The sequence below is a fragment of the Streptomyces sp. NPDC101165 genome, assembly GCF_044768135.1.
Lineage (GTDB): Bacteria > Actinomycetota > Actinomycetes > Streptomycetales > Streptomycetaceae > Streptomyces.
Window position 1 is genome coordinate 152,479 of record NZ_JBIWPG010000002.1, and the last position, 15,155, is coordinate 167,633.

The following is a 15,155-nucleotide window of genomic DNA, read 5'->3' on the forward strand; positions in this document are numbered from 1 at the left end:
CGGACTCCAGACATCGGACCGGACCGTGCGGATCCAGTATCAGCTGGTCGGCGCGGCCCGGTCGGTGAAAGTTCTCGGGGCTCGCGCCCGGGATGCGGGGCGGGCCCGGTCGATCGGGTCGTGCGCTCAGGCCCTGCCGGCCAGCTCGAAGCCCGCCTCGTCCACGGCGGCGCGGACGGCCTCGTCGTCGAGCGGGGCCTCGGAGATGACGGTCACCTCGCCGGTCGACGCGACGGCCTTGACCGAGCTGACGCCGGGAATCTGGGAGATCTCGCCGGAGACGGAGCCCTCGCAGTGGCCGCAGCTCATGCCGGTCACCTTGTAGACAGCGGTGACGGAGCCCGAAGTGTCGGTCTGGGCGGTCATGTCGTTACTCCTCGTCGTGGCGTGCGGGGCCGGCGGGGCCCACGGGGGAGCCCCACGTTTCTCAGACTATACCCCTAGGGGGTATTTCTCCAAGAGGTGCCCCGGCGTGCCAGTGACCGCACCCACGTGATGCCGAGCACCGCGACGAGCAGCAGACCGCCGACCGAGAACAGGGTGAACAAGTGCTCCTGCGCGGCGCTGGGCCGCGGGATGTACCCCTGTGCGAACAGCTCCGGTGCCAGGCCGGTGCCCGGCAGCCGGGCCACCAGCCAGATCGCGATGCCGTGGGTGGCGTCCCACAGAGCGTGCAGCACGGAGACGCCCAGCCAGGCGCCGACGACCGGCGCGGCGAGGCGGAAGTGCCCGTTCGGGCGCCGGTGGGCCAGCAGGACGCCACCCGCGACCGCCGTCCACAGGCCGTGCCCGAAGGGGGCGAGCACCCCGCGCAGGAACTCCGTCTCCACCAGTGTCCTGAGGTCGATGCCGTCGGCGGAGGCGGCTGCGTCGAACGCGTACCCGCAACTCTCCAGGGCCGCGAAGCCGAAGCCGACGGCCGCGCCGAGCACCAGTCCGGCCCGCATCCCACGGATGCCGGGCTGCCGCCGCAGCACGAACACCAGCGCGCCGAGCTTGGCCGCCTCCTCGATCAGGCCGACGCCGGTGAACATGCTCAGGGAGGGGCGGAGCAGGTACGACTCCATCAGTGAGGCGCCGAACACGCCGAGCGCGCCGCCGGCCAGGAAGCAGCCGAGGACCGCACTGACGCCCAGGTCCCGGCCGTGCCGCTCGTACGCCCACAGCACGAAGGCGACGGGGACCAGGAAACCGCCGAGCAGGACGAGGGTCGGCAGCAGTGTCGTGGTCCGCGTCGCGTACGTCACCAGCGCGGTCAGCGCCCACAGAGTGAGCCCGCCGACCAGGCAGCGCTTCCACAGGCCGGCGCCGATGCGCGGGTACGGCGGCGGGGGCTGCTGGGGACCGGGAATGCGGGCCCGGGGCATGCCGGGCGGCGGCGAGTGGGTCACGTCGGCCCCCTAGAGCTCCTGCTGGGCGATCTATCCGCACTCTAGGCAGATGTTCCCAGGGGTGCAGTCCGGGGACCGCCGTGGAGTCACCTGGCGCCGAGCCGGTCGCCCACCAGAGGCTGCAGGTAGCGGATCAGGACGTCCTTGATCTCCTGGACGTAGGCCGCCTGCTCGGCACCCTCGTGGGCGAGGACCAGCTCCAGGCCCGCCTTGTAGACGCCGAGGCAGACGTGGGCCGTGCGCGTGACGTCGGCCGGATCCGCCTCGGGCAGGAGGGAGCCGAGCAGGCCCTCGATACGGCCGATCACGGTGGCGTGCAGCTGGTCGTGCGCCTCGGCGATCCTGCCGGGTACGTCGGGGCCGTGCATCAGCGCGAAGAAGACCGGGTGCTCGGTGTTGAAGGCCATGAACCGGTCGACGGCCGCGCCGATGGCCTCCTCCAGTGGCGTGGCGGGGTCGACCGGGGTCAGCACCTCGCCGTACGTCTCCTGCATCTCGTGCATGAGCCGGTCGCCCAGCTCGACGGCGAGCGCCTCCTTGTTCGGGAAGAACTGGTAGAGCGTGCCCGGCGAGACGCCCGCCTCGCGGGCGATGGCGTTGGTGCTGGCGGCGGTGTAGCCGGTGGTGCAGAAGACCCGGGCGGCGGCCTGGAGGAGCTGCGCGATACGGCGTTCACCGCGTGCCTGACGACGGCGCGGCTGCTCCTTCTCCGAGGTGTCGGACACGCGTTATCCCCAGCCCTTCGAAGGCGATTGACAAACGCGAGCGGTCGCTCGCATTCTTGAGAAACGCGAGCGATCTCTCGTGTTTGCCAGTTTATGGCAATGACCGATCCATGCTGCCTGCCTGCACAGACATGGGTCAGGGTGAAGGGGACACCGCACGATGACCGAAGTCAACAAGGCGCCGCACCCGGGGGACGGACCGCCCCGCGTCGGGGGCTGGACACGTTTCGTGACCGCCCGCCCGCGCCTGTCGCTGCTGGTGGCCCTGGTGCTCACCGCGCTCGCCGTGGTGGCCGGCAGCGGCGTCGCGGACCGTCTGGGCAGCGGCGGCTGGGAGGACCCGGCCGCCGAGTCGACGTACGCGACCAAGGCGCTGGAGCGCGAGTTCCCCGGCTCCCAGCCCAACCTGCTGCTCCTGGTGGACTCCGGCCGCGCCTCCGTGGACGACCCGGCGGTCGCCGCCCAGGCCCGCGACCTGGCCGAGCGGCTGGCCACCGAGCAGGGCGTGACCGGCGTCGGCTCCTACTGGCAGTCGAAATCGCCCGCCCTGCGCGCCAAGGACGGGCACGAGGCGCTGATCGCCGCCCGCATCACCGGCGACGAGAACGCGATGGGCAAGACTCTGGACCGCATAGCGCCCCACTACCGGGGCACGCACGGCCCGCTCCAGGTGAAGGTCGGCGGCATCGTCGCGGTGCGGCACGAGATGCAGACGATCATCAAGGAGGACCTCACCCGCGCCGAGATGATCGCCCTGCCCATCACCCTGGTCCTGCTGGTGATGGTCTTCGGCAGCGCGATCGCGGCCCTGCTGCCGCTGGGCATCGGCATCGTCGCCATCCTCGGCACGAACGCGGTGCTGCGCGGCCTGACCTCCTTCACCGACGTCTCCGTCTTCGCGCTGAACCTCACCACGGCCCTCGGCCTCGGCCTCGCCATCGACTACGCCCTGTTCATCGTCCGCCGCTACCGCGAGGAACTCTCCACCGGAGCCGACCCGTTGACCGCCGTGGGCACGACCCTGCGCACGGCCGGCCGCACGGTCCTGTTCTCCGCCCTCACCGTCGCGGTCTCCCTGGCCGCCATGATGGTCTTCCCGCAGTACTTCCTTCGGTCCTTCGCCTATGCCGGCATCGCCGTGGTCCTGCTCGCCGCCGCGGCCGCGCTGATCCTGCTCCCGGCAGCCCTGCTCCTGCTCGGCCACCGGGTCAACTCCCTCGACCTGAGCCGCCTCTTGCGCCGCGGTCGCGAGCCGAAGGCTGCCGGTACCGAAGGCACCGCCTGGGCCCGCGCCGCCACGCTGGTGATGCGCCGCGCCCCGCTCTTCGCGCTCGGTACGACCGCCCTGCTGGTGCTCCTCGGAATGCCCTTCCTGGGCGTGAAGTTCGGCACCGCCGACGACCGTCAGCTGCCCTCGGGCGCCGAGTCGCACGTGGTGCAGCAGCACATCCGTGACGGCTTCCCGGGCACCCCCGGCGGCGGCCTGGAGATCTTTGCCGAGGGCAAGGCCACCCAGACCCAGTACGCGGACTACAAGCAGCGGGTGGCCGCCCTGCCCGAGGTGGTCCGCGTCGACGGCCCGCTGGTCAACGGTGACACGGCCTACTTCACGGTGCAGCCGAGGGGCGAGGCCGTCGACAGCGCCGCCCAGAGCCTGGTCGGCGACCTGCGCTCGCTCAAGGCCCCTTTCGACACCAAGGTGACCGGCACGGCGGCCGTCCTGGTCGACTCCAAGCACGCGATAGGTGAACGCCTGCCCTGGGCCGGCGCGTTCATCGCGATCGTCACCCTGCTGCTGGTCTTCCTGCTCACCGGCAGCGTGCTGATCCCCCTGCAGGCGGTGGTGCTCAACGCGCTCAGCCTGACGGCGATGTTCGGCGCGGTGGTCTGGGTGTTCCAGGACGGCCACCTCTCCGGAGCGCTCGGCTTCACCAGCCCCGGCTCGATCGAGACCACCCTGCCGGTCCTGATGTTCTGCGTGGCCTTCGGCCTCTCCATGGACTACGGCGTGTTCCTGCTCTCCCGCATCAAGGAGGAGTACGAGCGCACCGGAGACCACAACGAGGCGGTCCGCCACGGGCTGCAGCGCACCGGCGGGCTGATCACCGCGGCGGCGGTCATCCTCGCGGTGGTGATGGTCGCCATCGGCACCTCCAGGGTGACCAACACCAAGATGCTGGGCCTCGGCATCGCCCTCGCGGTGCTGATGGACGCGATGGTCGTGCGCAGCCTCCTGGTCCCGGCGATCATGCGGCTCACGGGCCGCGCGACCTGGTGGGCCCCGGCCCCCCTGCGCCGCTTCCACCAGCGGTTCGGACTCAGCGAGGGCGAGCGGGCCGTGGCGGCGGAGGAGGAGAAGGAGCCGGCAGGGGTGTGAGGCCCGTGGCTTCCATGGCAGGGTGACGCGTATGAGAGCCGTGGTGTTCGAGCAGTACGGGGAGCCGGCCGACATACGGGAGGTGCCGGACCCGGAGCCCGCCGAGCACGGGGTGGTGGTGCGGGTCGAGGCGACCGGGCTGTGCCGGAGCGACTGGCACGGCTGGATGGGGCACGACCCGGACATCAGGCTCCCGCACGTGCCGGGGCACGAACTCGCCGGTGTCGTCGAGGCGGTGGGCGCCCGGGTCACCGGCTGGCGGCCCGGCGACCGGGTCACCGTGCCGTTCGTCTGCGCCTGCGGCACCTGCTCCTCCTGCGCGGCCGGCGACCAGCAGGTGTGCGAGCGCCAGACCCAGCCCGGCTTCCACCACTGGGGCTCCTTCGCCCAGTACGTGGCCCTCGACCACGCCGACGTGAATCTGGTCGCGGTCCCGGACGGGATGGCGTACGCCACGGCTGCCGCCCTCGGCTGCCGCTTCGCCACCGCCTTCCGCGCGGTGGTGCAGCAGGGCCGGGTGGCGGCGGGGGAGTGGGTCGCGGTGCACGGCTGCGGCGGGGTCGGGCTGTCGGCGGTGATGATCGCCGCGGCCTCGGGAGCGCGAGTGGTCGCCGTCGACCTGTCGCCCCGGGCCCTGGACCTGGCGCGGAAGTTCGGGGCGGCCGAGTGTGTGGACGCGACCGGCGTGCCCGACACCGCGGCCGCCGTCCGGGAGCTGACCGGCGGTGGTGCCCATCTCTCCCTCGACGCCCTCGGCTCGCCCGCCACCTGCGCGGCCTCCGTCGACTCCCTGCGCCGCCGCGGCCGGCACGTCCAGGTGGGCCTGCTGCCCTCACCGGACGGCACCACTCCCGTCCCGCTGGCCCGCGCCATCGCCCTGGAGCTCGAACTCCTCGGCAGCCACGGCATGGCCGCCCACGCCTATCCCGGCATGCTGGAGCTGGTCGGCTCCGGGGTGCTGCGCCCGGACCTGCTCATCACGCGCACGATCGCGCTCGACGCGGTCCCGGAGGCCCTGGCGGCGATGGGGACGGCGCCGGGCGCGGGCGTGACGGTCATCGAGCCGTGGAGCTGAGCGCCGCCCACTCACGGTCCAGGATCGACATGATCACCTCGTCGGTCCACTCGCCGTCCTGCCGCTGTGTCTCCCGCCGGACCCCCTCGACCACGAACCCGACCTTCTCGTAGACGTGCAGGGCCCGGCGGTTGTGGGCGTAGGCGCCCAACTCGATCCGGTGCAGGCCGAGTTCCCCGAAGCCGTGGGCGACGATCAGCCGGGTCGCCTCGGTGCCGATGCCGCGGCCGCGGCCCCGGGGGCCGATCAGCGTGCGGAAGGTGCAGCTGCGAGCGGCCGGGTCGTACTCGTACAGGACGACCTCGCCGAGGACTTCGCCGGTCGCGGGGTCGGTGACGGCCAGGTCGAGACGGTCGGAGGCGGTGGCCCGGGAGCCGTACCAGGACCGCACCCGCTCCGGGGTCAGGTCGGACGGCTCGTAGGTGAAGCGGACGACCTCGGGGTCTTCGATGATGTCCCACATGACCTGGGCGTCGGCCTCGGTGAAGGGGCGCAGGACGGTCTTGTGGCCGGTCAGGACCGGTTTGACGGAGAAGCTCATGTGGCGACTGTGCCCCACGCGGAAGGTGGGGCACAGGTGATTTTCCGGAGGGCGAGGTCCCGAGGCCAGGCCCGAAAGGCCAAGTCGAAAGACGAGGTCCGAAAGGCCGGGTCCAGGAGGTCAGTCCGCTCTTCTGCCCCGGTTGCCCGGCCGGGAGGCGACCCAGGCGCGGACGGTGTCGGCGTACCAGTAGGGCTTGCCGCCCTCCACGTGGTCGGGCGGAGGCAGCAGGCCGTGCTTGCGGTAGGACCGTACGGTGTCCGGCTGCACCCGGATGTGCGCCGCGATCTCCTTGTAGGACCAGAGCCCTCGGTCGGTCATGAGTTGCACCTCCCTGCGCGCGCCGCGGCGGCGGCCGGGGGGCGGCCGTCGGGGGAGCCGGGCGCTGCGCTGGCGATCACCAAGCCTGTGCCCGGTGAACGACGCAGAGTGACTGCAGGAAAGCGGCTGTTGACCTGGTGTGACCGAGAACCCGCATAGGCGCGACATGTGTGACAGGAAGAGGTTGTTTGTGACACGCCCGCAGCAAAAGGACTGCGCCGGCCCGAACGCCCGGCCGGGCCGACGCCCGCCTGCGGGAGGGTGGACCGGGACCCTTCCCCAATTCTCGGCTTCGCCCGAACCGGGGATACCCCTATCGCCGAGCCCGGTCCGCCGGTCTCCCCGCACCTCCGACGGCTCCTCGCTCCCGGCCGGGCTGCCGGATCCCCCGTGGCCGGCAGCCGAGCCGTCGACGGTCCCGCTTCCCCCGGGAACCGACCGGCCGGGCGATCAGCGTGCCCCTACCGGCTGCCGCGGGTATTGGGAAAAACCGCATTCCGGCCGGGCACGAGAGCCAGGCTCGTCACCTCGCCCGCCATCCGGTCCGGCACCGAGCGCGCCGCAGGCAGGCGCCGGGCCGCGAGGAACTCGCCTGGCGTGCAGCCCGTCATCGCCTTGAACTCGCCGCTCAGGTGCGCCTGGTCGTAGAACCCGCACAGGGCCGCCGTCTCCGCCTGCCCGCGCCCCGCCGTCAGCAGCCGCTTCGCCCGCTGCAGCCTGAGCACCCGGGCCGCGGCCTTCGGCCCGAGGCCGATCTGCTCACGGAAGCGGTTCTCCAACTGTCTTACGCCCCAGCCGACTTCCTCGGCCAGCCGGGGAACTGGGATCGCGCCCCGGCTGTGCCGCAGCAGCGACCAGGCGCGCACCACCCGAGCGGAGCCGGGAACGCCCGCCCGGGACCACCGCAGCAACACCTCGTCCAGCAGGGCGAACCGCTCGGACCAGCCGGGCAGAGCGGCGAGGGCGGCGGCCAGTTCACCCACTCCGGTGCCCAGCGGATGCGGTAACTCGTCCGGATCCAGGGACCGGTTGGCCAGTTCGTACTGGGGCGTGCCGAACAGCGTGAACGCGGCCCAGGGTGCGAGCAGAACCTCGATGCCGGAGAGCCGCCCCGCGTGTTCGCCGAGGGCCGGTGTGGTGGTCAGCCCGTTGACGACGGAGACCAGGGTCGCCGGGGCCCGCCCGGCCCGCGAGATCCGCACGGGCTCCTCGAAGCCGAGCAACAGCGTGGCCGCCCCGATCGGCGTCTCCAGCCGCCGCCGCGGCCGGTCGAGGGCCATGCATATCCCGCGATAACTGATCACACCGGGCCGCAACGCCGGATGGGGCTGTGCGGGAACGACCTCCCACGAGACCCCGTCCGCCATGCGCCCTCCTGCGCTGAGCCGAAGGGCACTCATACTACGAGCAGCAAGGACAACCTCCCAGGGGCGCGGGGCCGTCTCCATACGCGGCTCCGCCGCGTGGGCGCGACAAGCCGCATACGACCTGCACACGCACACGCACAGAACCCGGCACCCCCGTAGGCGCTCTCACGCCCCGCACGACCGAAGAAACGCCCGGGTCCGCCGAGCGATCGGCAGCGGAGCGTCCGGCTCGCAGGGGTACATGTCCTGCTCGACGATCCCGAACAGATCCACGCCCAGCTTCTGCGCGGCCTCCAGCACAGGCCCCAGCGCAGGCACCCCGGACGGCGGCTCACACATCACGCCCTGGGCGACCGCCGGCCCGAACGGCGTCCCCTTGGCGCGCACGTCCGCCAGGATCTCCGGATCGACCTGCTTCAGGTGCAGATACCCGATCCGCTCGCCGTACGTCTCGATCAACTCGACGCTGTCCCCGCCGCAGTAGGCGTAGTGCCCGGTGTCCAGGCACAGCGACACCAGGTCGGAGTCGGTGCCGTCGAGGAAACGGGTGACGTTCTCCGCGCTGTCGATGTGGGTGTCGGCGTGCGGGTGGACCACGATCGACAGGCCGTAGCGCTCCCGCACCTCGTGTCCGAGCCGCTCGGTCAGCGAGGTGAGATTCCGCCACTGCTCGGGGGTCAGCGTGTCGGGCTCCAGCACCTCGCCGGTCTTGTCGTCCCGCCAGAAGGACGGGATGACGACCAGGTGGCGGGCGCCCATCGCCTGGGTGAGGGCGGCGATGCCGGAGACGTGCGACCAGGTCTTGTCCCAGACCGCCGGGCCGTGGTGCAGGCCGGTGAAGACCGTGCCGGCCGACACCTTCAGGCCGCGCCGGGCGGTCTCCTCGGCGAGTACGGCCGGATCGGTCGGCAGATAGCCGTAGGGGCCCAGCTCGATCCACTCGTAGCCCGAGTCGGCGACCTCGTCGAGGAAGCGCTGCCAGGGGACCTGCTGCGGGTCGTCCGGGAACCAGACGCCCCAGGAGTCGGGCGCCGATCCGATCCGGATACGGGAAAGTGAGGAGGGTGACAACGACGTCATGGCCGTCAGCGTGCGGGGCGACGGAAAGCGGTGTCAAGGTCTGGTCCGAATGTCTGGACAAAACATTGACAGGGCTCGGCGGACAGGACTAGAAAGCCGGGGAGAGCCGTGACGAAGGGAAGCCGATGGCGTACGACCTGATCACCATGGGGCGGATCGGAGTGGACCTCTACCCGCTGCAAACCGGTGTCCCGCTCGCCCAGGTGTCGTCCTTCGGCAAGTTCCTCGGCGGGTCGGCGACCAACGTCGCGGTGGCCGCTGCCAGGCTCGGCCGGCGGACCGCCGTGATCACCCGCACGGGCGACGACCCGTTCGGCGCCTATCTGCACGAAGCCCTGCGCGGCTTCGGCGTCGACGACCGCTGGGTCACCCCGGTGCCCGGGCTGCCCACGCCGGTCACCTTCTGCGAGGTCTTCCCGCCGGACGACTTCCCGCTGTACTTCTACCGGCAGCCCAAGGCGCCGGACCTGGAGATCGACGCCCACGACCTGGACCTGGACGCGATCCGCGAGGCAGGCATCTTCTGGGTCACCGGCACCGGCCTGAGCGAGGAGCCCAGCCGTACGGCGACCCTCGCGGCTCTCGCCCACCGCGCGAAGTCGGGCACGACGGTCTTCGACCTCGACTGGCGGCCCATGTTCTGGAGCAGTGACATCAGCGGCTCCCGCCGCGGGCCTGCGTCCGCCCGCCCCTTCTACGCCGAGGCGCTGCGCCACACCACGGTCGCCGTCGGCAACCTGGACGAGGTGGAGGTCGCCACCGGCGTGCGCGAACCCCATGCCGCGGCCCGCGCGCTGCTGGACGCCGGGGTCGAGGTCGCCGTGGTCAAGCAGGGGCCCAAGGGCGTCCTCGCCGTCAACAGCAAGGGCGAGTCCGCCGAGGTCCCGCCGCTCCCCGTCGACGTCCTCAACGGACTCGGCGCCGGTGACGCCTTCGGCGGCTCCCTCTGCAACGGCCTGCTGGAAGGCTGGGACCTGGAGAAGATCATGCGACACGCCAACGCGGCCGGTGCCATCGTGGCCTCCCGCCTGGAGTGCTCCTCCGCGATGCCCACCCCCGACGAGGTGGCCGCCGCGCTCGAGGCCGGAGCGGTCCTGTGAGGGCGGGCAGGGTGGCAGGCACCCACCACGAGGGCGGGGACGGCAGCCGGGCGCCGCGCGTCGACGTCGCCGAGCTGGTCCACACCCGCACCCATCACCCCGAGGCGATCGCCGAGGCCGCGCTGCGCCGGGCCCGCCGCCCGCTGCTGAACGAGAACGGCCGGCTGATGATCGTGGCCGCCGACCACCCGGCCCGCGGCGCACTCGGCGTCGGCGACCGCAAGCTCGCCATGGCCAACCGCGCCGACCTGCTGGAACGTCTGTGCCTCGCACTGTCCCGGCCCGGCGTCGACGGCGTCCTCGCCACCGCCGACATCCTGGACGATCTGCTGCTGCTCGGCGCCCTCGACCACAAGGTCGTCATGGGCTCCATGAACCGCGGCGGCCTGCAGGGCGCCAGCTTCGAGCTGGACGACCGCTTCACCGGGCACCGGCCCGAGGACATCCAGCGCCTCGGCTTCGACGCCGGCAAGCTGCTGCTGCGCATCGACTACGACGACCCGGGCTCCCTGACCACCCTGGAGTCCACCGCCCGCGCCGTCGACGCGATGGCCGCGCACCGGCTCCCGATCTTCGTGGAGCCGTTCATCAGCCGGCGCGGCCCCGACGGACGGCTCCGCAACGACCTGAGCGCCGAGGCGGTCACCAAGTCCATCGCCATCGCCTCGGGCCTCGGCGGCTCCTCGGCCTACACCTGGCTGAAGGTGCCGGTCACCGAGAACCCCGACGACATGGCCCGGGTCATGGAGGCCTCGACCCTGCCGGCCGTGCTGCTCGGCGGCGACATCGGCGACTCGCCCGAGGAGCAGGTGGCCGCGTACGAGAAGTGGCGCGGCGCACTGCAACTGCCCACCGTGCGCGGCCTGGTGGTCGGCCGCTCGCTGCTGTACCCGGCGGACGGCGATGTGACCGCCGCCGTGGACACCGCCGTAGGACTGCTGTGAGGGCCGTATGACCAGCATCGACCTGCACCTGCCCCGGGGCGCCACCGCGAACGCCCAGTACGCCGTCGACATCGACCCGAAGCGGGCCGGCTGGACGCACAGCAGCCTGCGCATCGTGGAGTTGTCACCGGGCGGTACACATACGTTCACCACCGGGGACAGTGAGTGGATCGTGCTTCCGCTGCACGGCGGATGTACCGTGCGAATCGCGGAAGAAGAAATCCAACTCCTGGGCCGGGAAAGCGTGTTCGCGGGGGTCTCCGACTTCGCGTACGTGCCCCGGGACGCCCAGGTCCTGATCGCCTCCGGCGCGGGAGGCCGCTTCGCCCTGGCAGGAGCGAAGTGCGAGCGACGACTCCCCGCCCGCTACGGCCCCGCGCCGGAGGTCCCCGTCGAGGAGCGCGGCAGCGGCACCTGCGCCCGCCGGGTGCGCAACGTCGCCTCTGCCGACTCCTTCGACTGCGACAAGCTGATCGCCGTCGAGGTGATCACACCCGGCGGCAACTGGTCCTCGTACCCGCCGCACAAGCACGACGAGCACCGGCCGGGCGAGGAGTCCGAGCTGGAGGAGATCTACTACTTCGAGATCGACGGCCCGAACGGCTTCGGCTATCAGCGCGTATTCCCCTCGCGCGAGGGCGGGACCGACGTCCTCGCCGAGGTCCGCTCCGGCGACGCCGTCCTCGTCCCCGACGGCTGGCACGGCCCGTCGATCGCCCAGCCCGGGCACGACATGTACTACCTGAACGTCATGTCCGGTCCGGGTGAGACGCGGGAGTGGCGGATCTGCTTCCACCCGGATCACAGGGAGGGTTACCGATGACGACCTCGACGACGAGGCTCACGGTCGCGCAGGCACTCGTCCGCTTCCTCGCCGCCCAGTACACGGAATGCGACGGCCGGCGGCAGCGGCTGATCGGCGCCACCTGGGGCATCTTCGGCCACGGCAACGTGGCCGGCCTCGGCCAGGCACTGATCGAGTACGCGGACGTAATGCCGTACCACCAGGGCCGCAACGAGCAGTCCATGGTGCACGCGGCGGTCGGCTACGCCCGCCAGTCGAACCGCCTGTCCACCCACGCCGTGACCACCTCCGTCGGCCCGGGCGCGACCAACCTGGTCACCGGCGCCGCGCTGGCCACCATCAACCACCTTCCGGTGCTGCTGCTGCCCGGCGACGTCTTCGCCACCCGCCCCGCCGACCCGGTCCTGCAGCAGCTGGAGGTGCCGTACGCGGGCGACGTGTCGGTCAACGACACCCTGCGCCCGGTGTCCAGGTACTTCGACCGGATCACCCGGTCCGAGGCCCTGATCCCGAGCGCCCTGCAGGCCATGCGGGTCCTCACCGATCCCGTGGAGACCGGCGCGGTCACCCTCGCCCTGCCGCAGGACGTGCAGGCGGAGGCGTACGACTGGCCCGAGGAGTTCTTCGCCGAGCGCGTGTGGACCGTGCGGCGCCCGGGCGCGGACCCCACCGAACTCGCCGAGGCCGTCCGGGCGGTCCGGGCCGCGAAGCGCCCGCTCGTCCTCGCGGGCGGCGGAGTCCACCACAGCCGTGCCGAGGAGACCCTCGCCGAGTTCGCGGAGGCCACCCGGATACCGGTCGCCTCCACCCAGGCCGGCAAGGGCTCGCTGCGCCACGACCACCCGCAGGACGTCGGCGGCGTCGGCCACACCGGCAGCGCGACCGCGGACGAGCTGGCCCGCACCGCGGACCTGGTGATCGGCGTGGGCACCCGCTACACCGACTTCACCACCGCTTCCGGCACCCTCTTCGAGAACCCGGACGTGCGTTTCCTCAACCTCAACATCGCGCCCTTCGACGGCCACAAGCTGGCCGGGCTGCCGCTGGTCGCGGATGCCCGCAGCGGCCTGGGCGAGCTGACCGAGGCGCTGGTGATGCACGAGCACCGGGTCGCCGACTCGTACGTCACCGAGTACACCGAGGACAAGGAGCGCTGGGAGCAGCGCGTCGACGCCTGCTTCGAGGCGGACGAGCCGGACATCAGGCCGACCCAGCCGCAGGTCCTCGGCGCCCTGGACGCCCTGGTGGACGAGTCGGACATCATCATCAACGCGGCCGGCTCGCTCCCGGGCGACCTGCACAAGCTGTGGCGGGCGCGCTCGTACGACCAGTACCACCTGGAGTACGGCTACTCCTGCATGGGCTACGAGATCCCGGCCGCGATCGGCGTGAAGCTCGCCGCGCCCGAACGGAACGTGTGGGCGCTGGTCGGCGACGGGACGTACCTGATGATGCCGACGGAGATCGTGACCGCCGTGCAGGAGGGCATCGCGATCAAGATCCTGCTCGTGCAGAACCACGGGTACGCCTCGATCGGGGGTCTGTCGGAGTCCGTGGGCGGCGAGCGGTTCGGCACCGCCTACCGCTTCACCTCGAACGACGGCACCTTCACCGGTGCCCCGCTGCCCGTCGACCTCGCCGCCAACGCGGCCAGCCTCGGCATGCGCGTGCTGCGCGCGAAGACCGTACGGGACCTGCGCGCGGCGCTCGCCGAGGCGCGGGCCGCCGACACTGCCACATGTGTCTACGTGGAGACCGAAACGTCCGACACTGTGTCGGGCGCGCCTCCGGCGCAGGCCTGGTGGGATGTTCCTGTGGCCGAGACCGCGACCCGATCGTCCGCGGTCAAGGCACGTGAGCTGTACGAACGGCACGTCTCGACCCGACGCCGCCATCTGTAAAAGGAGTTTCTGGGCATGACGAAGATCGTCAACCACTGGATCGGCGGCAAGACCGTCGAAGGCGCGTCGGGTACGTACGGGCCGGTCACGGACCCGGCGACCGGCGCGGTCACCACCAAGGTCGCGTTCGCGTCGGTCGACGAGGTGGACGCGGCCGTCGCGGCGGCCAAGGACGCCTTTGTGACCTGGGGCCAGTCCTCGCTGGCCCAGCGCACGTCCATCCTCTTCAAGTTCCGGGCGCTGCTGGACGCCAACCGGGACGCGATCGCGGAGCTGATCACCGCCGAGCACGGCAAGGTGCACTCCGACGCCCTCGGCGAGGTCGCCCGCGGTCTGGAGATCGTCGACCTGGCCTGCGGTATCAACGTGCAGCTGAAGGGCGAGCTGTCCACGCAGGTCGCGAGCCGCGTCGACGTGGCGGCCATCCGTCAGCCGCTCGGTGTCGTCGCGGGCATCACGCCGTTCAACTTCCCGGCGATGGTCCCGATGTGGATGTTCCCGATCGCCATCGCGACGGGCAACACCTTCATCCTGAAGCCGTCCGAGAAGGACCCGTCGGCGTCGATCAAGATCGCCGAGCTGCTGGCCGAGGCCGGTCTGCCCGACGGCGTCTTCAACGTCGTCCACGGCGACAAGGTGGCCGTCGACCGCCTGCTGGAGCACCCGGACGTCAAGGCCGTCTCCTTCGTCGGCTCGACCCCGATCGCCCGCTACATCCACACCACGGCCTCCGCCAACGGCAAGCGCGTCCAGGCCCTGGGCGGCGCCAAGAACCACATGCTGGTCCTGCCGGACGCCGACCTGGACGCGGCCGCCGACGCCGCCGTGTCCGCCGCCTACGGCTCCGCGGGCGAGCGCTGCATGGCGATCTCCGCCGTCGTCGCGGTCGGCTCCATCGGCGACGAGCTGGTGGAGAAGATCCGCGAGCGCGCCGAGAAGATCAAGATCGGCCCCGGCAGCGACCCGGCCTCCGAGATGGGCCCGCTCATCACGAAGGTCCACCGCGACAAGGTGGCGACCTACGTCGAGGGTGCGGCGGCCGAGGGCGCCGAGGTCGTGCTCGACGGCACCGGCTACACGGTCGAGGGCTACGAGGACGGCCACTGGATCGGCATCTCCCTGCTCGACAAGGTGCCCACGTCCGCGAAGGCCTACCAGGACGAGATCTTCGGCCCGGTGCTGTGCGTGCTGCGCGTGGACACGTACGAGGAGGGTGTGGCCCTCATCAACGCCTCGCCGTTCGGCAACGGCACCGCGATCTTCACCCGCGACGGCGGCGCCGCCCGCCGCTTCCAGCTGGAGATCGAGGCCGGCATGGTCGGCGTGAACGTCCCGATCCCGGTCCCCGTCGGCTACCACTCCTTCGGTGGCTGGAAGGACTCGCTCTTCGGCGACCACCACATCTACGGCAACGACGGCACGCACTTCTACACCCGCGGCAAGGTCGTCACCACCCGCTGGCCGGACCCGTCCGAGGCTCCCGCCGGCGTCGACCTCGGCTTCCCGCGCAACCACTGAGGGCTCCACA

The 15,155-nt window shown here is 71.6% G+C and carries 14 protein-coding genes; 7 read left to right on the forward strand and 7 right to left on the reverse strand.

The window, feature by feature from the left end; all coding sequences use genetic code 11:
* Nucleotides 1-126: 126 nt before the first annotated feature.
* From ACIRVH_RS04230 to ACIRVH_RS04240, 3 genes are all read right to left on the reverse strand, one after another.
* The gene (locus tag ACIRVH_RS04230) at nucleotides 127-366 is read right to left on the reverse strand and encodes a heavy-metal-associated domain-containing protein (RefSeq protein WP_403948037.1); all 240 of its coding nucleotides are present in this window, start codon (nucleotides 364-366) and stop codon (nucleotides 127-129) included.
* 74 nt (nucleotides 367-440) lie between these two features.
* Nucleotides 441-1,391, reverse strand: a complete 951-nt coding sequence (locus ACIRVH_RS04235) for a PrsW family intramembrane metalloprotease (RefSeq protein ID WP_403948039.1) — start codon at nucleotides 1,389-1,391, stop codon at nucleotides 441-443.
* Between the two features lie 86 nt (nucleotides 1,392-1,477).
* A complete protein-coding gene (locus ACIRVH_RS04240; protein ID WP_403948041.1) occupies nucleotides 1,478-2,116 on the reverse strand; it encodes a TetR/AcrR family transcriptional regulator in 639 nt (212 codons plus the stop codon).
* A 160-nt stretch (nucleotides 2,117-2,276) separates the two neighbouring features.
* Here ACIRVH_RS04240 and ACIRVH_RS04245 point away from each other — a divergent pair, with 160 nt between their 5' ends.
* Complete coding sequence (locus ACIRVH_RS04245) at nucleotides 2,277-4,493, forward strand: MMPL family transporter (protein ID WP_403948043.1); 2,217 nt, start codon at nucleotides 2,277-2,279, stop codon at nucleotides 4,491-4,493.
* 31 nt (nucleotides 4,494-4,524) lie between these two features.
* A complete protein-coding gene (locus ACIRVH_RS04250) occupies nucleotides 4,525-5,568 on the forward strand; it encodes a zinc-dependent alcohol dehydrogenase family protein (RefSeq protein ID WP_403948045.1) in 1,044 nt (347 codons plus the stop codon).
* Here the strand turns inward: ACIRVH_RS04250 and ACIRVH_RS04255 are convergent.
* The 4 genes from ACIRVH_RS04255 to ACIRVH_RS04270 form a co-directional block, all read right to left on the reverse strand.
* Nucleotides 5,549-6,109 (reverse strand): GNAT family N-acetyltransferase, encoded by a 561-nt coding sequence (locus ACIRVH_RS04255; protein WP_403948047.1) that lies wholly within the window; start codon nucleotides 6,107-6,109, stop codon nucleotides 5,549-5,551. The genes ACIRVH_RS04250 and ACIRVH_RS04255 overlap by 20 nt on opposite strands.
* 120 nt (nucleotides 6,110-6,229) lie before the next feature.
* Complete coding sequence (locus tag ACIRVH_RS04260) at nucleotides 6,230-6,430, reverse strand: helix-turn-helix transcriptional regulator (protein ID WP_403948048.1); 201 nt, start codon at nucleotides 6,428-6,430, stop codon at nucleotides 6,230-6,232.
* 461 nt (nucleotides 6,431-6,891) lie between these two features.
* Nucleotides 6,892-7,797, reverse strand: coding sequence for a helix-turn-helix domain-containing protein (locus tag ACIRVH_RS04265; protein ID WP_403948050.1), 906 nt, complete (start codon nucleotides 7,795-7,797; stop codon nucleotides 6,892-6,894).
* Between the two features lie 165 nt (nucleotides 7,798-7,962).
* Complete coding sequence (locus ACIRVH_RS04270; RefSeq protein ID WP_403948052.1) at nucleotides 7,963-8,877, reverse strand: sugar phosphate isomerase/epimerase family protein; 915 nt, start codon at nucleotides 8,875-8,877, stop codon at nucleotides 7,963-7,965.
* 125 nt (nucleotides 8,878-9,002) lie between these two features.
* Between ACIRVH_RS04270 and iolC the strand changes: the two genes are divergently transcribed.
* The 5 genes from iolC to mmsA are packed head-to-tail and all read left to right on the forward strand — an operon-like array spanning nucleotide 9,003 to nucleotide 15,145.
* The gene (gene iolC, locus ACIRVH_RS04275; RefSeq protein ID WP_403948054.1) at nucleotides 9,003-9,977 is read left to right on the forward strand and encodes a 5-dehydro-2-deoxygluconokinase; all 975 of its coding nucleotides are present in this window, start codon (nucleotides 9,003-9,005) and stop codon (nucleotides 9,975-9,977) included.
* A gap of 11 nt (nucleotides 9,978-9,988) precedes the next feature.
* Entirely contained in the window at nucleotides 9,989-10,921 is a 933-nt protein-coding gene (locus ACIRVH_RS04280) for a deoxyribose-phosphate aldolase (RefSeq protein WP_403948056.1), read from the forward strand.
* 7 nt (nucleotides 10,922-10,928) lie between these two features.
* Nucleotides 10,929-11,744 (forward strand): 5-deoxy-glucuronate isomerase, encoded by an 816-nt coding sequence (gene iolB / locus ACIRVH_RS04285; RefSeq protein ID WP_403948057.1) that lies wholly within the window; start codon nucleotides 10,929-10,931, stop codon nucleotides 11,742-11,744.
* Nucleotides 11,741-13,627 carry a 3D-(3,5/4)-trihydroxycyclohexane-1,2-dione acylhydrolase (decyclizing) gene (gene iolD, locus ACIRVH_RS04290; RefSeq protein ID WP_403948059.1) on the forward strand — a complete coding sequence of 629 codons (1,887 nt, stop codon included), beginning with the start codon at nucleotides 11,741-11,743 and terminating at the stop codon, nucleotides 13,625-13,627. The genes iolB and iolD overlap by 4 nt, the downstream gene beginning before the upstream one ends.
* 15 nt (nucleotides 13,628-13,642) lie before the next feature.
* Complete coding sequence (gene mmsA / locus ACIRVH_RS04295; RefSeq protein WP_403948061.1) at nucleotides 13,643-15,145, forward strand: CoA-acylating methylmalonate-semialdehyde dehydrogenase; 1,503 nt, start codon at nucleotides 13,643-13,645, stop codon at nucleotides 15,143-15,145.
* The last annotated feature ends 10 nt before the right edge of the window (nucleotides 15,146-15,155 follow it).